This window comes from Methylomonas sp. BW4-1, assembly GCF_052474385.1.
Window position 1 is genome coordinate 145233 of sequence record NZ_CP184125.1, and the last position, 17754, is coordinate 162986.

The window sequence follows — 17754 nt, forward strand, 5'->3', positions numbered from 1 at the left end:
GCAGGTATAAAACGCTGCTTTAAGCCGAAAATAGGCTCGCACAGCGGGGTTGAGTTCGCGAAAAATTCGGTATATGGTGGCTAAAACTCACTAAAAAGCAGAGAAATAACCATGTTTGATGAAATTTTGCGCATTTTTGATTTCCTCAGTCCTAAGCAGACTGAGAGCACGCAACCAGTACGAAAATCGATGGCAATACCACTCGATCCCAGACTCAATGCGTTAAATCTTTGCAAAACCATTTTGACCAAGTTGGACACCGCGGAAGCCGATGTTTTGCAAAACATCAACGATCCGAAGCGAGCCTGGGAGTTGTTGAGCAATATCCGACAATTGCGACGGGAAACCATTGTGGATCTCCAATCGCTGCTGCCGGATGGCTTTCGTTTCGACGAACCCAAGCTTGAGTTGGCCAGGCCGGTACGCACCGTGATGACACAAACCGGCGCGACGCTTGCGGTTTTCAATGGCGGACAGACTCACTGACCGACACTGATAAACCATTGCCTTTCAGTGCTGCCCGTAATTGGGATACCTGATGCGGAATTTTGTGGGCCGCTGAGTCAGAAACCGCAACCGATTGCTTTTTCGAACGCCGAGGTTTTTTGACTTCAGGCTCGGGACTTTCGATCACCGGTTTGATCTTCAATAATTCCCGTTCGAGTTTGGCGATTTGAATATCCGCCTCATAGATCTCGATGGTTTTTAACTTAGCCTGTAATTGCGCTTCCAGTCGAACAGCCTCATGATTGACACCGTGATTGCGTGTCTGGATTTCTTGGCGCACCGACTCCGATATCGCCAACCAATCCATATCCTCGCGGCTACGTGGCATGATCACCGGTAGCCGGTGTCTTGCCAAACGTTTCGCACGATAGCGGTGAAACGTTTGAGTTGTGTGTTTCAACGCGCTCAGTAGTTGCAACGCCGTTGCCCAAATCACTCGCAAGGCGAGGATAAACATAGCCAGTAAGATGACACCAAAAATAAAGTTCATTGAAGTTCTCCTTTAAAAATTTAAGAAAACACTTCGAATGAACAGCACCCGGCCGGGCGATGGTCGCCCGAAGCGGGTTTAGAATTTGCAGAGTAATAGCTCTGCGCTTTACATCGGGCTTAACGCACCCGACACGATCACGGTTTAACGTGCTCGCCGCCTAATGACGGAACGCCGACCGAAGCCGGATTCAGCATTCATAAAAGAACGCATGAAATGTCTGTTTGTCGAATGGGCTCCAGAAAGTGAGTGCATTCGACAAACTGCGCTTGCAATCAGCTACCCGTAGCCACAATCCAAGGCAATAAGCCAAGGATTGGGCTACGGATAAATGACTGGCCGAGACTTAGGCAGCCAACAACACCGCTTTCGAGAGTTCGAACAATTGCGCTCTCAGCTCTGATAGATCGTTAATGGTGATCGCAATCGGAAATAGATGACTGACATCCAATCCCAATCCCACGCCGACCGTTTCAATACCGCTATCGCGGCAGCGCTGCAACAGTTCCAGCGTACTCAAGGTATCGTTGGGCTGACCATCGGTGATGACCATCAACACCTTGCGCGGTTCCCGGCAACGCAGCAGTGACGCCGCACCAAACCAAATCGCTTCGGTCATCGGCGTACTGCCGGTGGCTGCCAGAGAGAAGGCTCCGGTGCGGACATTCACGCGTTGACCATGCTCCAGCAACTGGAACACCGAATCATCCTGATGCCCTGGAAACGCAGTCACGCCAGGATTTACACCCGGAATGCCTTCAAAGGCCAACGCCAGCGCCAAAGTGGCTTCCAACGCAATCGGCATTCGCGATCCAATCGGTTGCCCTTGGTTATCGGTCACCTGATAACCCATGCTTTCGGATTTATCGAGTAACAGATGGATGGCCGTATTGGGTGCTGCTTTGAACTGCTTACGCTGAAACACCTTGGTTTCGCCGAGTGGTAATCGGTGTAACCGCTTGCCATCCATCCGCCGTCCACGACAAGCGTGTTGCGAGCGGCTGAGGGTTTGTGACTGCACCAAGCCTTGCAACGCGGCACGGATTTTTCCCGATTCGCCTTGCACCTTACGCAGCAAAAACGCACCGGCTCGCTCGTCCATAGGCGGCTCGTTGCCGCTCGGCATCAGCAATTCCGATACATTTTCGGAGGCTAACGACAACGCCGATTTCAGCGATTCGAACAGGTCCTGGTCGATGTCACTGTCACCCGCGGACAACAGGGTTTGCAAGACGCCTATAGGATCGGCAATCACCGTGCTCTCTTCGTCATCACCTTGCGGGTCGGATGAAGAATTTTCTGACTCAGTACTGGGTTCATCGTCAGGATTTTCCAGATTGGAATCATAGTTACCACCGGATTCTGAAGACTGTTCGTCGTCATTATCGGCAGGTAACCGTTGGTCGTGTTCCATATCATCCTCGGAATCCGAGCCGTTCGAACCGTTCAAATCTGCTGATACAGCGGCCTTATACGTAGCATCCGGTTCAAGCGGTGTGTCTTCATCTGCCGATGACCGTGCCTGATTGCGCTGACGTTGTTGCTCGAACTCACGCTCGATCATCGTCAGGATACGGTCGGTCAAGTGCAGACAATCGCTTTCTGACTGCAAACTCTCCGGTACTTCGGACAACAAGCCTTTTAGCCGCGTTATGGCACCTTTTGGAAATTTTGCCTTCAGTGCCGTTTCGGTTTTCTCGACCAAAGGCAGTAAGGCCGTTTGACCCAACACCCTTGCACGCAAACTTTTCAACACGAAGCTGTACAGAATATTGGCCGGATGATCATCAACACTGCTGGCCACAAAGTCGCCTTTATTAATCATCTTTTCTATCACGGTGCGTATTGTCAGCCGCGTCCCCGGAAAGTCTTTGGCCAGTTCCTGCTCGATGCGGACATCTTCAATCGCATTGCATAACCGTCTACGTAAGACTGAATTGCCATAACGCAAACTGAAATCCGAATAACGAATATGCGCCGCTTCATGAGCCAGCACGCCCCAGGCGACATCCTGATAATCCGGATCATCGCCCTCATAGGCCGGCAGTTGAATCGACTTACCATCGGTATAGGCTTGATCGCCACCGACGCTGACTTTAATGCCAAAACGATTGCCGATGGCGGCTGCGACGATGGGGAACGCGTTGTGTAAAGTTCTATTTTTCATGGTGTGCTCCAAAATTCAGGGCAAACCACGGCCCCAAAGGGACATGAATTTGCCCCAGTGGGTGAATAGTTAAATGGCGTCAGATCATTCAGAACCAGTAGTCCTGGTCAGAATGCTCCGCAGCATCCACATCATCATCGCCATCAGCAGTGACTGCTACCAAATCGGATTGATCATCCGGTTTGATGTCTTCATTAGAATCATTAGTAGCAGCATCGGCTTGGCTTTTATCTAGCAAGATCCCAAGCGCCCAGTCCTCCGATACCGATTCAGGTTCGAGTTCATCGTCAAAGATGCCGTCAAACAGATCGGTAAAATCGGGGCTGTATGATACGCTTTCAGCGATGACTGATGTTGGTTCGGTTGCGACTGTTGTTGCTGTTGGTACCGTTGGTGACTCAAACTCCGTTTGTTCGACGATTTCATCAACATCTGTCTCTTCAACAACGGGTGTTTGATTAACCAACAATCCTTCACCGTGCCGCCGGGTTTTATCCGGATCGGACAACAGCATCGCCGTGGCCAAAATCTCCTGCAAAATGCTGCCTTCAATGGCACCTTTGGTAGGAATCCTAGCCAATAAATCGTCAATGGTGCTGACGACCGGCGCGACCCGATGATCCAGAAATCCCAAACCATCGAGTTTATCCCGCATGCGGCGAATCGGCCGTAACGCATTTCGCGTCACTTGCTCCTTACCCAACAACGACTGCTCGATCAACTGATTGGCTTCCACGGAGATTTCGTAGAACATCTGCTCACTGAGTGAACCGATTTTGCTTTCCAGACGCGCGACGTCCGCCGGCGGCAAGCTATCGGGTAAACCGACACTCACCACCAGGAAATCAAACGATAATCGCGTCGAGACAAACTCCACTGAATCCACAGCTTGCTCGATGATGCCGGCAAATTCCGGATGGCGCACCACCCAGTCCGTCACCGCCGCATCGTAACCGGCAATAAACTCGGTTTTAGCCGCAGCAAAATCCAGCGCAATGCGCTCGAGTTCAGTAGTAATACTGGCGGCCGATTCAACCGGCACGGCAAAGCCACCCAGAAAGCGGGTACCGACGCGCAGACAAATGCGTTCGGCTTCCTTCTTCAGACGGTTGAACACCGTCAGCTTGTCCGGATCGAGCAAACGTTTAGACCCTAAACTGGCTAAATCCTCTGGCGGCAATTTGCTACCATCGGCCAGCACCAGGTCTTCTTTTTTCAGTTTCTTGCGAGCGCCGTAAATATTGGCATCCACTTTTACCAAGACCACACGGTCTAAGATGATTTGCGTTTCATGAGACATGGGAACCTCCTAAAATGAGAGGCACACCCATCCCCGCTGGGGCCGATGTGCCCCTGTCGGGTTAAATGAAAATAACAAACCGGTTAAAACCAGCAGTCGTCCGTGTCGGACATGGCCCCTGCCAGATTTAATCGGGGTTTGAGCAGACCTAACACTTCTGCGGTGTCCCGAATGCTGTCAAGATCAGTGCCGAAAAATGCCAGCACCTCCTGTTCAATTTTCAGATCGACCGAGAGGTCTCGGGCAGTTTCGGTGGCAATATCAATCGCCACGCCTTTATAGCCTTTTGCTTTCAGTGCCAGTAAAAACAGCCAAGGCAAAACGCCATGCGCTGATTTGATTTGACCACTGAGTTCAAAAGTTTCAGCATTGAGGATGGCATCAATGAATTGTTGCCAGCTATTCCATTCCTGTTCAGACGTAGCATCACCATCCGACACGTTTTGAATAACGCCGATCAGTCGCCTGACCTCGATACCCAATTCCACACGGATAGACTGTTTTGCATGGCAATCGACAGTCCAATACAGTGCTTCGACAGGCGGTGCTGGCACAGACACGGGATTTGCATCCGATTCAGGCAATTGTGATGGTGTTGCCGAAGTCTTACCCGGAAACACCACATTGCCGTTAACATCAATATCCACCTCGCCGACCAACACATAGCCCTTGGCCTGTTTTTGAGTTTCGATGTCGAATTGCCTAATCCCGCGTCGGTGCCTGACACCCGGTAATTTGGATGCCGTTTTGCCCCAACGCGTCGTAATCGAACCATCCGAATTACTTCTGACTGCCCAGTCCTTGGAACTGCCGTCAGGGTTACGATGACGATAGAGATTCCAGGCCGCCATGATTACACCTGCCAGTCATCGCCAAACACATCCTTGGCGATGCGATGAATCGCTTCGCGTTCAGCCGGTTCGGCTCGAAAGGTCAATGCCCGATCCAGCGAATAGGCCAAAGCATTGGGCGCACTTTTGAAAGTGGCTACTAAAGATGCCCAACGCACTAAACCGCGCGTGGATAAGGTCACCGATAACATGCCGCCGCCATCTGCACCGCCGATAAAGACTTTACGAATCTGATTGGCCACTTTGATCATGCTTTCCCGTACCGATTCCGGCATGGTCGGCACCACATCGGCCAACAGTTTCATTTCATCTTCCGGTTCGGGGTAACCGACTTCCATCAAACGAAACCGATCCAGAAACGCCAGGTTCTGACGTAACACCCCTTGATACAAGCCCGACTGATCGCCGGCGCCGGCACTATTTCCGGTAGCGACCAAACGAAACTTGGGATGCGGCGTGATCACATCGCCGGTCTGCGGAATAGTCAACGGCTTGCCTTCGACGATTTCATTCAGTCCGATCAGTTCAGCGGGATCAATGGCATCAATCTCGTTGATCAACAGCACATGCCCTAAGCGAACCGCCAGGGTCAAGGGGCCGTCAATCCACTTCATCGCACCGCCGTCGACCAGCATGTACTGGCCGAGCAGATCATTAAGTTCCAATCGACCGTGACCGGTGACCGAATGCACGCCCCAATGCAGGCGTGCCGCAACTTGTTCCAACAACGAGGTTTTACCGGAACCGGTAGGACCGGTCAGGTATAAGCCATCGCCGTTGTGTGCGCCTAAAAATGCCAACACATCCCGCAAGTGATCCTTACGAAACACATACGGCTTTTGTGCCGGGACATAAGTATTTTGTCCTGGTTTGAAACCTTCCACTTTCATAGACGCCGGGGCCTGAATGCCGAAGGTGTCGGCGATGGAATAGGATTGAACCATGGTGAGCTCCTCGAGGACTAGCCTCAGAAAATAAGGGGCGCACCGCCCCGAGGGGTAATGAGCCCCAACGGGTGATTAAAACCCTGGCAAACCAGGGTAGATAAAGAAATTAACGTAGCTGCATGACGCAGTACATCGCCCATTCGGCGCGGGCCAACAGCTCCCGATCCATCAGGCGCAGGATGCGCTGAATGTCGCTTCTCAAACCAGGATCCGAGATTTGACGGTGCATCGCCAGCAGCAACCGCTTTTTGGCCTGGATATCGTCGCTATGCGCAACGTTCAACCAGCCGTGCAAGGTTTTCCAAAAGTCGTGATTCATAATGACCTCCTCCAATGATTAAAAGGGGTCACCGAGTCCCGTGAGGGTGATGAACCCCAACGGGACAAACTAAACACACCAGGCTTGACGCACCTGGCACACGAGGCAAACGCTCATGCCGCTTAACAACGGAACGCCGGTCGAAACCGGATTCGGGATTCCACGAAGGGAATGCCTGAACGAAGCGGGTTTTGGGTTGGGCTTTTCTTAAAGCCCAGCCTAAAACCGACAGGCCTAAACTGAAGGATTCCATGAGGTGTCCGGCGTCAACTCTCGTAGCCGACCGTCATCAATGAACATCCCGTAACCACTAGGGTTACGGGATGTCGTGAAACGAACCATCAAAACTCAAAACCAAAAGTCCACACCCGCCAGATCTTTCAAGGCTTGGGCATCGAATGGCACTTCGGCGTGTTTACCGTCGTCGTCCCGGCAGGTCACCCGGACCCGCGTGGCCGACGGTTTACGATAGACTTCCAGCGCCGCTGCCTGAACATCCGGTTGCAAGGCCTGCAGTGCCGCCTTGTAATCGATGGCACCCTGGCTTTGAAACCGGCTGATCCGTAACCCGGAATGCTCCGCAGCGACGTAATCGCCCATCAATGCCACCAAGGTGTCTTCAATCCTCGATTGCTCGTCCTCCAACTGGTTGAGTTGGCTTTTGAGATCCTGGATAGTCAGCGCCCGCTGCCGATACGTCGCCGCCAGTTGTTGCCATTGCCGTTCTGCATCACCTTTGGGTAAGTACAAATCGCGTTCGGGATCCTTGTGTGGTTCCTTTTTCGATTTGACCGCTGACCAGAAATCCATCGCGGACTCGACCAGTTCGATGAGAAAAGCCTCATCGCGTTGAATTTCAAACTCGACGTCTTGGCCTTGGTGGTAGAAAAACAAAAAGCCGCGTTGCGCTTCGGACACCAGCAATTGCTGTTGTACCTGGCACCAATACAACTGATAGGTCGCCGAGGCTTCCCGATTCAACACCACATCCAAGAAAGTGGTCTCGTGCGGGCATTTGATTTCCACGGGCTCATTCGCGTCGGACAAGCCGTCGAACGAAGCACGCATCAAGGGATACTGTTCCGACTCGCCGCACAGCGGCAATAACATCAGACCGTGTTTGTCCTCGAAGCGTTGCAAAGCCTCGGGTTCTTGCTGGATACCGGCGCGGATCAACGGGTTGTTGTCCAGGCTGGCTTCCAGTACCAGGCCGATTTTCTCAGCCCAGAGCCGCCAAGGGGTTTTGTAAGGCGAGCGGTTCATGACGATGGCCGCTTCACTGGCACTGACGCCTTGTGAACGCCAGTGCCGCCAGGCGTCGGAACGTTGCGAAACGTCGACGACGTTCATTGCCAGGCATCCGGCAACTGAATGTGGCAGCCTAACCGCAACGAAGGCACGCCGCGTTGGGTTAAATGCTGTTCACAGCGCTTGGCCCAATGGAAATCGGCAAATAGCAATAACACGGCATCCGCAGTTGGCAATACCAAGCCGCCAAAACTTTCCACCAAATGGTGTAATTCCGCTTTGGAGGGTTTGTCGACCTCTGCCACGGCTACACCCGGTTTAAAACTGCGTTCTAAAAAGCCGCGCCCATGTCGGCGAATCACCGTGGGTGAGTCGTAACGCCGCCAGTCGGTATGACACGGCAGACGATTTAACGATTGATCGATTGCATTCATGATCTCTCCTTAACTAAAACTCAGAGCATCATGAATCCCCACACGGGCGAGTCATGACGCCCTGAAGGGGTGGTTGTTGAATGTGACGGATGCTGAAATCCAGCACCCATCAGTATGAAAATGGCCTAGCCGATTGCTTGATTGAGCAACAGTACAGCCATATACAGTGAAATGACTAACGGTTGGCACTCAAAGCCTGACGCGCCTGCGTCATAGCCATGTCCTTCGCTGTCAATGGCGGCATGGCCGTCGCTTCAGATTGTTCCAATACCGGTGTGGTCCTGGGTTCGACCTCAGAGACCTTGTCCAACTCGGCCAAGGCAAACGTCAGATCGATGCCTTTGAACTTCTGGTGGGCATAGTCGTAGGCTGCTTTCCAGGCACCGGCTGCAGCGGTACGACGTACCAGCTCAGCGACGGCTTTTTGTACCTTGGGATGGATTTGCGACATATCGATCACGTGCGGCGTTTGCTCAGATGATCTGGAAAACCAATCACCAGCCTGGCCAGCATCGTTTTCCCAATGCGTCGCCTCGCCATCGATCACCGAACCGTCGACAACATCATCGAGCGTTTTGCCATCCATTTCCTCGGCGGCATAACCGCATTCCTCCGGAAAGGCTGCACGCAAGGATGCCGCTTTACCGCATTTGGCCAATTGCCCCTTGGGGCGTTTGATCCACATGGCGGTCGGCACTTGCGAGTTTTTGCCGCCGGCGGTGCTGTAGGCTTCGAGCCAATAGACTTCCTCGGTAAAGGCGCAGCGTTTGCCGCCGACGATCCGGTACACAGTAACCGCGACCCATTCTGGAAAGGTCACGGTGACACTGGATTCCTGCCATTGCTCGTTGTCGTCCTTATAGCGCCCGGTAAAGGTTTTGGTGACATCGGGTCCCCAGACGGGTCTGTCCATACCAGCCCAAACACCGGTTCGGGACGCAGTTGTCTGGATTTCCATGATGGACGGCCAGACGGTTTCGACATTGCGGCCTAAAGCGGCACTCCACATCGGCACGATATGCACCGGCTTTTTGAAGATGTCGAGCTTGCGGGCCTTGCAATAATCCAGCGCCATCAGGATGGCTTCCGGAGTTTTCGCCGTGGGAAAGGTAACTTCAGTCAGCACTTTCCAGGATTGCTCCGACAGACCGTAGCTTTGCTGAACAACAGCTGGCATCGGTAAGTCACGGGTTTTGGGTACGGTGTTGCGGTTGTTTTGGCTCATGGTGGGTCTCCTTCAATAAAAAAGGGAACGCCATCCCCCGCCGGGGAATGGCGTTCCCCAGGGGATTGAAATACCGAATCCGGAAACGGGTCGGCGGTGTAACCGTTAAACCAATGAACGCCAATAATCGGCGCGCCGGGATTTAATGGATGGGCATATCGCTATATTCGTCATCCCAATCGGCGTCCTCAGGGGCCGCAGGCGATAATGACGAACCTTTCGGGGCTGCCGAGGTGCTAGGGCGATCCAGCATCTGCAATTCAAAGGCGGCGATTTCGGTCCGGTACCGCTTGTCATTTGCTTGACCCCATTGCTGGGTACGCAAACGGCCTTCGATGTAGATCTGGCTGCCTTTGTGCAAATACTGTTCGGCGGTATCGGCGAGTTTTTTGAAAAACACCACCCGATGCCATTCCGTCCGCTCCTGTTTGCCGTTTTTAGGATCGTTCCAGACTTCGCTGGTTGCCAAACGGACGGCGACGACTTTGCCGCCGTTATTAGGCATAAAGCGAACCTCCGGATCGGCGCCAAGCCGGCCCAGCAAGATGACTTTGTTCACGCCGCGATTGGCCATGATGACATTCCTCCTGTCGGCCGCGCCCGACTCAACGATAACAATACCCAGCGGCGCGGCGATGGGCATGCCGGCCGTCGAATCCCTGCTGGGAATCGATACGCCCGGCAGGGTTAAACAATAAAATCTCACATCAGGCTTGACGCACCTGACACGCCGATGGACAACCACCGTCGCCGCTTAAAAGCGGAACGCCGACCGAAGCCGGATCAAGGCGATCATGAAAGACCCGCCGAGAAAGTCTGGGAAGAATCGGAAGGCTGAAGGCCAATCGATTCCGTTGGCGGCTATTGAAGCAGAGGAAATTTGAAATGACCTTGCAATAAATTGCGAATTCGCAATTTATTGCAAGGCGATCTAAAAAAATCTAACTTACGATCACGGCCCATTTGTTTAACTTGGGAAACGGTCATGTCCGAAGCAGCTCCATCCCCCAAACCAGCCACCCGTCGCGCTATCAGCCGACCGATATTCGAACGTATGTTTAGCATCAACAGCGAACAAGCCATTCGGGTCATTCGTGATAGCTATCACCGACTGATGGTGTCTTTGTATGCGATTGACGTGATCCTGCGCATCATCGGCAGGGAGGAAACGGTCGATGAAATCGAAAGCCTCGTCAGTCAGATGATTACCGAATGCGCTGAGCAACTGCATCAGGAAAAAATGCGGTTGGAAAAACTCAAGGCTGACAACGGTATCAATGAAACGCCGACTTACACGCACCCCAGGGAGTTTGTGGCCAAGATTGCCTCACCGCAGATTGCCCAATTCGTGGAGTTGATTCGTTTACTGGACCAGTTGATGATCGTAATGGACACCTTGTGGTTGTGCCAAGTCATCTCCAACAAACATTGCATTGCCGCGCGCCTGGAGTGGCAGCAGCGGTTGCAGCGACTAGCCAATAAAATTGTGACGATGGAACGGCATGCGCATCAGGCAGCGTATGAACAGGGGCATGGGGAGGAAGTTAGATTGGCGAGGCAGGAATCAGGATTGAATGTGGAGCCGCAATCCTCGTTGGATACCGATGCGCCGAAGGAGTAACGTCCCATTTGATTCAACTACTGGGCGAAAAATAGGCAGCGCATTACCGAGTCGATCCGGCGTGTCAGGTATCGTGAATCGGCTTGGCTTATTATTGTCATGACAACGTCTGGCGGCTATACTGCGCTCCTATGCCTAAGGGAGGTATTATGGCTACTCAATCGACACGCACCACCAAACTTGACCTGCGATTATCGCCTGAAGCTAAGCAAACCTTGAGCGCGGCGGCACAGGCTGCCCATTGTTCCGTCAGTCAGTTTGTATTGGCGAGTGCCTTGTCACGCGCCGCCGAAACGCTTAGCGAGCGACAACGCTTTGAACTCAATGCCGAGCAATGGGAACATTTCATGGCCGCGCTCGATGCGCCGCCGCAAATTGTTCCCCAGATTCAGCGCTTGTTCCGTGAACCGAGCCCCTTTGAGTTGCCGACGCCCGAATGACGGGATTTTGGATTGAGAAGCTACGGCGCGATCATCCCGTTGATAGCTTTACGTGTGGGCGCGATGCGCTTGATCGCTTTCTTATTCGCTATGCTCTCGGGAATCAGCAAGCCAACGCTTCGCAAACATATATAGGCCTGCATGACCAGGAGGTCATCGGCTTCTACAGCCTGGTTGTGGGCGAAGTAGCCTTTGGCGATGCGCCGGAGCGCCTGACCAAAGGCTTGGCCCGTCACCCTGTTCCCGTCATGTTGTTAGCACGGTTGGCTGTTAGCACCGCCTGGCAAGGCCGCAAGATTGGTTCCGGCCTATTAAAAGACGCCATGCTACGCACATTGCAGGCTGCCGACATTGGTGGTATTCGTGCTTTTGCTGTTCACGCCAAGGACGAGCCCGCTAAACAGTTCTACGAGCGGTTTGGTTTTGTCCCCTCACCGACTGACCGATTACACCTATACCGTCTCATCAAGGATTTACGCCGTTCTCTCGAAGCATGAGGTCGAAACCATGCGTATTAACCCCATTAGTGGGCAATGGTTACAAAAGCTGTATTGAAGGTGAGCATTTACGCGCAAGTTAAGTCGTTGGCTCCATTCGCCATCGATTTTTATCCTGCTTCATTCGCCGATCATTTTTTTGATGCTGTCTTTACTGATTGTTGAAAGTGTCAGCTTTTTAATTTCCTTGGCTTTCAAATCTAAGGCCTGGGTTTTACCCAGTTCCAGTAGCTTGGCGATGACCAGTTTGTCGGACTTCAATAAAAAATCCTTGAGTGTCATTTTTTTTACACGAACGGCGTCGACCCCACCTTTTGCCTTTTCGGTATGAACCAGTCCCATGACTATAAAAAACGCAAATGCTTTGTTCACGGTGGTTTTGCTAATGCTCGGGTCAGCCTTATGGCACAGATCGAATAAGGCCGTTCTAAACTGCGCCGGATCAGAGCAGATGTCTTTCAACGCAATGGCGTGTTTGTAAATTTTCTTCAACGTATCGGCATTGTCTGGCAGCGTATTGTATTTTTTTAGCAGGGCTTTATAGCTCTCCGCGTTAGCAACGACTTCGGTTTTTTCAGTCGGTTGGATCGTCTTTGCCAGACTGGCGAAATTAACCGTACCACTTTTGCTGACCTCAATGGCGTTGTTGGCTTTTAGATAATCGGTAAACGTTTTAAAGCCGTAATGCTTTTCGTCGAAGTCGGTCGCATTCTGCTTGAGCAACGTCTTGATTTGCGAGACATTGATTGGTGTGGGTGAGGCCTTCAAGTGGGCAATGACCAATTCATCAGCCTTTGCCCGCGTAAGCGTTGATTGGGAATTCGGTAATGGCTGTGGCGCCTGGGGTGCTTGTGGCAGAACGTCATTACTGGCCAATGTTTTAATAACATCGTCGGTATAAATGAACCGAGTGCACGAGGTCTGCACGCATTCGCTCAAGGTCGAATGCTGGCCAACGCCAATGACATCCTTGTCCATCTCCCGCAGTCGGCGAAAGACTGGCGTAAAGTCTGAGTCGCCAGTGACCAGCACAAAGCAGCTAATGTTCGGAAGTTGCCAAGCGCATTCGATGACATCTACCGTCATTTGGATATCCGCCGTATTCTTGCCGGTCACGGGATGGTAACAATGGATGAGTTCAAAACCCGCTTGATTGATAGCGGCTTGGTGCATCGCCAAGTTAGGCTTACTCCATACACCATAAGCGCGACGGATAATAATCTGGCCAAGCTGATTGAGCTCTTGCATCAGCAATCTGACGCCGTCGTGCTTGATCCAGTTTGTGACATTTTCGGCGTCAACGAATACCGCAATGCGATTGGCTTTTTGATGAGACATAAGGATGCTCTTTACCCAACTCCGATTTCGCTAAATCCCAAGACTACGTTGCGGCGTTGAATATTCTTAAGGCCTCTTCGAATTCTGCCTTGAGATCAAACCCAATGTCCTGTCCTGGCGCGACTTGTGCCAAGGCAACGTACATAAAGCAAACCACCTGCAGTCCCGTATAATTGCCGGGAATAGCACGAAGCTGATAGGTCTTGTTGGAATTATTCACATCCAATCCGCTTTGCCCCAATGCCGCAGCTTCCATGGCCACGCCCGCTACTTCTTGGGGCGTCATGCTCTGAAATGCCTTTAATGCTTGTAGACAATACTCGATGGCCTGCGGATTAAGCGATCCGGTTTGGCGAAATTTGTCGTAGGCGAGAGTTCGCAAGATTTCTTCCGCGCGCTCTGCCGCTTTTGAGCCGGGGGCGACGTCAATAACTTGCGTCAGCAAGGCCGCTACGCGCTTTTTGATGGCCTCGTCTTGATGTCTGGCCTGTAGATTTTCTGCCAGGGCCAAAAGCGCGATCGGGTCATTGGGGCCGGCTCTGACCGCATTTTCCAGTAAGGCAGCAGCTTCCGGTTCATTGAGCTTCGATGCAATATACCCGGCAGTGCGGAGTGCATACTGATCGTTCGGCGCTAGTTGAACTGCCTTTTGCGCGGCTTGATCGGCTTCGACAATTTGGTTGTTCCGCATATACGCCACCGACAACGCCACCCAGCCATGCGCATAATCCGGTTTGAGGCGAATCAAGGTCGATAACAACTCAATAGCTTTGTCCAGGTTACCTTCGTCGCTGTAGACCATGCCTAAGTTGTACAGCACAATCGCATTATTCGGGTGCTCGAATAGCAAGGCTTCGAAAATGGCTTTGCCCGTGGCATAAACCCCGCGTTGTAATGCACCTAGACCTTCGTCTGACTTGGCCTTGGCTTCCAGGTCTTCAGCAATGATCAAGGTATCCTGTTCGATGCTGACGTTGGCAAACATCCCATCAGCGGCGTATTCGTCGGCAACATGCCGAATTAAGATATCCGCGAAACCGGGTGCATTCGGGTCACGGCAGGTTTCCGGCAAGCCCGACAAATCGTAATCGGCGATTTTGATAAAAACGGTACTGGGTGTTTGCATATCAGGGTGTCATCCATTCAAAACGGTCGTTCAAATCCAAGCGGTTCAACCAAGCATTGACCAATTCGGTATCCGATGCGTCGGCTTGGCTGCCGGTCACATCGCCCACCAATCCCGTGCAAATTGCCTCAAAATCGGCCTGTTTGTATGGCGCAAAAAAATCGGTACGATCGAACAAATAATCGGCGGCCAAGGCGTTAGCGCCGTTGATGGCTTGATGACTGCGTAATATCCATGCTGGAAATTTCGCTGCATCGATTCCCAACGATCGTTCGCCGTCTTCTTTTTCCAATAAAAAGTGGGTCAACTGGCTATCGCGTAATTCCGGATAGTCTCTGAATATTTGCGCCGACAGTTTTATCAACGGTGCCGCACTGCGAATCTGGCTGCCCAATTGCGCCAATAAATTCTCCGCCAGAGACTTGGCCATCTCGGGCGCATAACCCAGTGCGCGAAATTCACTGACCGCTTGGTCGTGACTGGCTTGCGAAGCGGTTAAATGCCGTTGTTCGCGTTGCGTGTAAAAACGAATCGCCAGTCCGCACTGCACGCCAACTAGGTAGGGAATGTCCGGCCTGCTCGGTTTGACGGAAATCCGCAACTGTTTAGACCATTGCGCTTCGCTCAAATGCAGGACCGCGCCGACTTGTAGAGTGTCGTCCCAAGTCACACGGACTGGCAGGTTGCTGATTTTCTCGGCTTGGCGGATCAAGCCGGTCGCTTGATTGTATGTGGTGTCTGGCATTAGCACAAAGGTCAAACTGAATTAAACGGCCATTTTATATGCGTTAGCGTGTGATGGTTCGATTTTTAGCCTTCCGTTCTTAACACTTAAAGCCCCCCCATGTTGTAGAATCAAGCTCTATTTAGTTGATCACACAAAACATGACTCCTTCGCTCATACAGCTTTCTGGTTGGATTCCAGCTGTTATATTTCCATTAGCTTGCTTGGCTCAACTGGTAAAAATATTACGTGAGCAATCTGCGGATGGCGTAAGCGTCATGGCCTGGATCGCCTTTGGCCTAGCCAATATCAGTTTGTATGTTTACACGGAAAAATATTCGTCGCTGCAAACGATCATTGGAATGTTGGGACAGGCTGGGGTTGACTTCTTGATTGCTTTCTTCACTTTCTATTTCAGCCAAAAAGTTCGGCTCAAAGAACAAACCAAATAATGATTTTGCAAAACAAAAAAGTTGTCGTCATCTACTCAGGTGGTATGGATTCATTTACTGTGTTGCACAAGGCCTTACAAAACGGCTTCGACGTGTTTCCATTGACCTTTAACTACGGCCAACGCCATGTTAAAGAGATTGAGTTTGCCCGTGCAGTTTGCAAGAGATTAAACCTTGAACATGAAATAGTGGATATTTCGGCAATTAATCATCTATTACAAGGTTCGGCTCTGACTTCCGATATCGATGTACCGGAAGGTCATTATGCCGAAGAAAGTATGAAAGCAACGGTCGTGCCGAACCGTAATATGGTCATGTTGTCACTAGCGATTGGTTATGCCGTCTCGAAAGGCGCGGATAAAGTCTATTTCGGCGCTCATTCGGGCGATCATGCCATTTATCCAGACTGCCGACCCGAATTTGTAGAGAAGATGAATGCGGTAGCAAAGATCGCTAATTACCATCCGGTCGAAATTACCACTCCTTATTTAAATCAAAACAAGGGCCAGATTCTGGCTGACGGATTGAGAATGGGGTTGGACTATAGCCAAACATGGACCTGTTACAACGGTCGAGCAAAAGCTTGTGGTAAATGCGGATCTTGTGTCGAACGTCTAGAAGCTTTTTCCAACAATGGTGCTGTAGATCCTCTCGCTTACGAAGATGCCTAAGCCTTATAAAATCAAGGAAATCTTTTATACCTTGCAAGGTGAAGGGGCTCAAAGCGGTAGACCCGCAGTCTTCTGCCGATTCAGCAAATGTAATCTTTGGAGTGGCAAAGAAGAAAATCGTGCTGAATCAGTCTGTAATTTCTGTGATACCGATTTCATCGGAACTGACGGAGAGAATGGAGGTGTTTACGATACGCCCGATGCTGTGGCTCAAAAAGTTTACCAACTTTGGCCGAAGAAAAATGGCGGTCAGCCTTATGTAGTATGCACGGGCGGCGAGCCGTTACTACAACTAGAAGAACACCTGATAGAGGCGTTCCATACGCATGGATTTGAAGTGGCGATAGAAACCAATGGCACATTGCCTCTGCCGCCCGGAATCGATTGGGTCTGTATAAGCCCTAAGGGGCAATCTAAAATCGTTGTGACTGAATGCAACGAATTGAAACTGGTTTTCCCTCAACTCGATGCAATGCCTGAGCAATTCAATCACATCAAAGCCGATTATTTTTATTTGACACCAATGGCAACCCCAAACTCAAAGAAGACTGGCAATCTTGAACAAGATGCTGTTACACAACAAACAATACAATACTGCCTAGACCATCCGAAATGGCGATTGAATTTGCAAACTCATAAATTGATCGATATCGCATAATCGTCATTCGCATCAATACCAAATAAAAAATCACTTAAATTCGTTAGTTAATGGAAATCTATAAAGACTTTAGTTTTGAATCAGCTCATTTATTGCCGAATGTGCCGGAAGGTCATAAATGTGGCCGACTGCACGGACATTCTTTCCATGTGCGTATCGTTGTAACCGGAAATATTGGCGAAACCAGTGGCTGGGTCATGGACTTTGCAGACATTAAATCAATTGTTAAACCAATCATTAATCAACTGGACCATTATTACCTGAACGAAATTGAAGGCCTGGAAAATCCTACCAGTGAAAACATAGCAAGATGGATTTGGCAAAAACTTAACCCGAAGCTACCCGAACTGGGACGCTTAGAAATCAAGGAAACTTGCACTTCAGGTTGTATCTATAGAGGTAACGATTAAGCGCTTAGCAATACATCGCCACGCATTAAAATAGCGAGATGTTAAATGTCGAGAATGTGATGGAATGAGCGTAAAACCAATTGAGTTGAGCGAAATCCAACGAGAAAAACTGTGTGTTTCAATACTATTAAATGCTAATCGAGACTAATGAACGTCTAAGCTGGCATACTAATCGACGTATTAGCCAAACGCAATAATTCGTACTGTGTTGAACGGTTTACTGATTACTGTGATGGCAATCATAATATTGCGAGAGAGATCAGTGGCCTGGATTAGATATTCGCCACAACATCGGACATCATTCGCCCATCAATTTTTTGATGCTGTAC

General features: G+C 50.9%; 21 protein-coding genes. 8 read left to right on the forward strand and 13 right to left on the reverse strand.

Features of this window, described 5'->3' with window-relative positions; genetic code table 11:
• Positions 1 to 189: 189 nt before the first annotated feature.
• On the forward strand, positions 190 to 486 hold the full coding sequence (locus tag ACH5Y9_RS00675; protein WP_445368111.1) for a hypothetical protein: 297 nt from the start codon (positions 190 to 192) through the stop codon (positions 484 to 486).
• Here ACH5Y9_RS00675 and ACH5Y9_RS00680 read toward each other — a convergent pair.
• From ACH5Y9_RS00680 to ACH5Y9_RS00725, 10 genes are all read right to left on the reverse strand, one after another.
• Positions 464 to 997 carry a hypothetical protein gene (locus ACH5Y9_RS00680; protein WP_445368112.1) on the reverse strand — a complete coding sequence of 178 codons (534 nt, stop codon included), beginning with the start codon at positions 995 to 997 and terminating at the stop codon, positions 464 to 466. The genes ACH5Y9_RS00675 and ACH5Y9_RS00680 overlap by 23 nt on opposite strands.
• A gap of 346 nt (positions 998 to 1343) precedes the next feature.
• A complete protein-coding gene (locus ACH5Y9_RS00685) occupies positions 1344 to 3164 on the reverse strand; it encodes a VWA domain-containing protein (protein WP_445368113.1) in 1821 nt (606 codons plus the stop codon).
• Between the two features lie 88 nt (positions 3165 to 3252).
• A complete protein-coding gene (locus ACH5Y9_RS00690) occupies positions 3253 to 4464 on the reverse strand; it encodes a DUF3150 domain-containing protein (protein ID WP_445368114.1) in 1212 nt (403 codons plus the stop codon).
• A gap of 83 nt (positions 4465 to 4547) precedes the next feature.
• On the reverse strand, positions 4548 to 5315 hold the full coding sequence (locus tag ACH5Y9_RS00695) for a hypothetical protein (protein ID WP_445368115.1): 768 nt from the start codon (positions 5313 to 5315) through the stop codon (positions 4548 to 4550).
• 2 nt (positions 5316 to 5317) lie between these two features.
• A complete protein-coding gene (locus tag ACH5Y9_RS00700) occupies positions 5318 to 6259 on the reverse strand; it encodes an AAA family ATPase (RefSeq protein WP_445368116.1) in 942 nt (313 codons plus the stop codon).
• 109 nt (positions 6260 to 6368) lie between these two features.
• The gene (locus tag ACH5Y9_RS00705; RefSeq protein WP_445368117.1) at positions 6369 to 6581 is read right to left on the reverse strand and encodes a hypothetical protein; all 213 of its coding nucleotides are present in this window, start codon (positions 6579 to 6581) and stop codon (positions 6369 to 6371) included.
• 348 nt (positions 6582 to 6929) lie between these two features.
• Entirely contained in the window at positions 6930 to 7931 is a 1002-nt protein-coding gene (locus ACH5Y9_RS00710) for a YqaJ viral recombinase family nuclease (protein WP_445368118.1), read from the reverse strand.
• Positions 7928 to 8263 (reverse strand): hypothetical protein, encoded by a 336-nt coding sequence (locus tag ACH5Y9_RS00715; RefSeq protein ID WP_026600260.1) that lies wholly within the window; start codon positions 8261 to 8263, stop codon positions 7928 to 7930. Before ACH5Y9_RS00715 ends, ACH5Y9_RS00710 begins: the two co-directional genes overlap by 4 nt.
• A 175-nt stretch (positions 8264 to 8438) precedes the next feature.
• Positions 8439 to 9488 (reverse strand): phage recombination protein Bet, encoded by a 1050-nt coding sequence (gene bet / locus ACH5Y9_RS00720; RefSeq protein WP_445368119.1) that lies wholly within the window; start codon positions 9486 to 9488, stop codon positions 8439 to 8441.
• 142 nt (positions 9489 to 9630) lie between these two features.
• Positions 9631 to 10194, reverse strand: a complete 564-nt coding sequence (locus ACH5Y9_RS00725; protein ID WP_445368120.1) for a single-stranded DNA-binding protein — start codon at positions 10192 to 10194, stop codon at positions 9631 to 9633.
• Positions 10195 to 10473: 279 nt separating this feature from the next.
• On the opposite strand from ACH5Y9_RS00725, the gene ACH5Y9_RS00730 reads away from it, so the two are divergent.
• The 3 genes from ACH5Y9_RS00730 (at position 10474) to ACH5Y9_RS00740 (ending at position 12046) form a co-directional block, all read left to right on the forward strand.
• Positions 10474 to 11109, forward strand: coding sequence for a hypothetical protein (locus ACH5Y9_RS00730; protein ID WP_445368121.1), 636 nt, complete (start codon positions 10474 to 10476; stop codon positions 11107 to 11109).
• Between the two features lie 149 nt (positions 11110 to 11258).
• Positions 11259 to 11549, forward strand: coding sequence for a type II toxin-antitoxin system TacA family antitoxin (locus tag ACH5Y9_RS00735; protein ID WP_445368122.1), 291 nt, complete (start codon positions 11259 to 11261; stop codon positions 11547 to 11549).
• On the forward strand, positions 11546 to 12046 hold the full coding sequence (locus tag ACH5Y9_RS00740; protein WP_445368123.1) for a GNAT family N-acetyltransferase: 501 nt from the start codon (positions 11546 to 11548) through the stop codon (positions 12044 to 12046). Before ACH5Y9_RS00735 ends, ACH5Y9_RS00740 begins: the two co-directional genes overlap by 4 nt.
• Before the next feature lie 120 nt (positions 12047 to 12166).
• Here ACH5Y9_RS00740 and ACH5Y9_RS00745 read toward each other — a convergent pair whose 3' ends face one another.
• From ACH5Y9_RS00745 to ACH5Y9_RS00755, 3 genes are read right to left on the reverse strand one after another with little or no spacing between them, the layout of a single operon-like run.
• The gene (locus ACH5Y9_RS00745; protein ID WP_445368124.1) at positions 12167 to 13384 is read right to left on the reverse strand and encodes an NYN domain-containing protein; all 1218 of its coding nucleotides are present in this window, start codon (positions 13382 to 13384) and stop codon (positions 12167 to 12169) included.
• Positions 13385 to 13427: 43 nt separating this feature from the next.
• Positions 13428 to 14510, reverse strand: coding sequence for a tetratricopeptide repeat protein (locus ACH5Y9_RS00750; protein WP_445368125.1), 1083 nt, complete (start codon positions 14508 to 14510; stop codon positions 13428 to 13430).
• Position 14511: 1 nt separating this feature from the next.
• Positions 14512 to 15255 carry a hypothetical protein gene (locus ACH5Y9_RS00755; protein ID WP_445368126.1) on the reverse strand — a complete coding sequence of 248 codons (744 nt, stop codon included), beginning with the start codon at positions 15253 to 15255 and terminating at the stop codon, positions 14512 to 14514.
• A gap of 140 nt (positions 15256 to 15395) precedes the next feature.
• Here ACH5Y9_RS00755 and ACH5Y9_RS00760 point away from each other — a divergent pair, with 140 nt between their 5' ends.
• The 4 genes from ACH5Y9_RS00760 to queD are packed head-to-tail and all read left to right on the forward strand — an operon-like array spanning position 15396 to position 17425.
• Positions 15396 to 15686, forward strand: coding sequence for a hypothetical protein (locus ACH5Y9_RS00760; RefSeq protein ID WP_445368127.1), 291 nt, complete (start codon positions 15396 to 15398; stop codon positions 15684 to 15686).
• Complete coding sequence (queC, locus tag ACH5Y9_RS00765; protein ID WP_445368128.1) at positions 15686 to 16357, forward strand: 7-cyano-7-deazaguanine synthase QueC; 672 nt, start codon at positions 15686 to 15688, stop codon at positions 16355 to 16357. The genes ACH5Y9_RS00760 and queC overlap by 1 nt, the downstream gene beginning before the upstream one ends.
• Positions 16350 to 17015 carry a 7-carboxy-7-deazaguanine synthase gene (gene queE / locus ACH5Y9_RS00770; protein WP_445368129.1) on the forward strand — a complete coding sequence of 222 codons (666 nt, stop codon included), beginning with the start codon at positions 16350 to 16352 and terminating at the stop codon, positions 17013 to 17015. The genes queC and queE overlap by 8 nt, the downstream gene beginning before the upstream one ends.
• 50 nt (positions 17016 to 17065) lie before the next feature.
• Entirely contained in the window at positions 17066 to 17425 is a 360-nt protein-coding gene (gene queD / locus ACH5Y9_RS00775; protein WP_445368130.1) for a 6-carboxytetrahydropterin synthase QueD, read from the forward strand.
• Positions 17426 to 17754 lie beyond the last annotated feature (329 nt).

Coding starts and splice junctions, on each gene's coding strand:
- ACH5Y9_RS00675 (WP_445368111.1), top strand. CDS start 190: ATGGCAATACCACTCGATCCCAGACTCAATGCGTTAAATCTTTGCAAA.
- ACH5Y9_RS00680 (WP_445368112.1), bottom strand. CDS start 997: ATGAACTTTATTTTTGGTGTCATCTTACTGGCTATGTTTATCCTCGCC.
- ACH5Y9_RS00685 (WP_445368113.1), bottom strand. CDS start 3,164: ATGAAAAATAGAACTTTACACAACGCGTTCCCCATCGTCGCAGCCGCC.
- ACH5Y9_RS00690 (WP_445368114.1), bottom strand. CDS start 4,464: ATGTCTCATGAAACGCAAATCATCTTAGACCGTGTGGTCTTGGTAAAA.
- ACH5Y9_RS00695 (WP_445368115.1), bottom strand. CDS start 5,315: ATGGCGGCCTGGAATCTCTATCGTCATCGTAACCCTGACGGCAGTTCC.
- ACH5Y9_RS00700 (WP_445368116.1), bottom strand. CDS start 6,259: ATGGTTCAATCCTATTCCATCGCCGACACCTTCGGCATTCAGGCCCCG.
- ACH5Y9_RS00705 (WP_445368117.1), bottom strand. CDS start 6,581: ATGAATCACGACTTTTGGAAAACCTTGCACGGCTGGTTGAACGTTGCG.
- ACH5Y9_RS00710 (WP_445368118.1), bottom strand. CDS start 7,931: ATGAACGTCGTCGACGTTTCGCAACGTTCCGACGCCTGGCGGCACTGG.
- ACH5Y9_RS00715 (WP_026600260.1), bottom strand. CDS start 8,263: ATGAATGCAATCGATCAATCGTTAAATCGTCTGCCGTGTCATACCGAC.
- bet (WP_445368119.1), bottom strand. CDS start 9,488: ATGAGCCAAAACAACCGCAACACCGTACCCAAAACCCGTGACTTACCG.
- ACH5Y9_RS00730 (WP_445368121.1), top strand. CDS start 10,474: ATGTCCGAAGCAGCTCCATCCCCCAAACCAGCCACCCGTCGCGCTATC.
- ACH5Y9_RS00735 (WP_445368122.1), top strand. CDS start 11,259: ATGGCTACTCAATCGACACGCACCACCAAACTTGACCTGCGATTATCG.
- ACH5Y9_RS00740 (WP_445368123.1), top strand. CDS start 11,546: ATGACGGGATTTTGGATTGAGAAGCTACGGCGCGATCATCCCGTTGAT.
- ACH5Y9_RS00745 (WP_445368124.1), bottom strand. CDS start 13,384: ATGTCTCATCAAAAAGCCAATCGCATTGCGGTATTCGTTGACGCCGAA.
- ACH5Y9_RS00750 (WP_445368125.1), bottom strand. CDS start 14,510: ATGCAAACACCCAGTACCGTTTTTATCAAAATCGCCGATTACGATTTG.
- ACH5Y9_RS00755 (WP_445368126.1), bottom strand. CDS start 15,255: ATGCCAGACACCACATACAATCAAGCGACCGGCTTGATCCGCCAAGCC.
- ACH5Y9_RS00760 (WP_445368127.1), top strand. CDS start 15,396: ATGACTCCTTCGCTCATACAGCTTTCTGGTTGGATTCCAGCTGTTATA.
- queC (WP_445368128.1), top strand. CDS start 15,686: ATGATTTTGCAAAACAAAAAAGTTGTCGTCATCTACTCAGGTGGTATG.
- queE (WP_445368129.1), top strand. CDS start 16,350: ATGCCTAAGCCTTATAAAATCAAGGAAATCTTTTATACCTTGCAAGGT.
- queD (WP_445368130.1), top strand. CDS start 17,066: ATGGAAATCTATAAAGACTTTAGTTTTGAATCAGCTCATTTATTGCCG.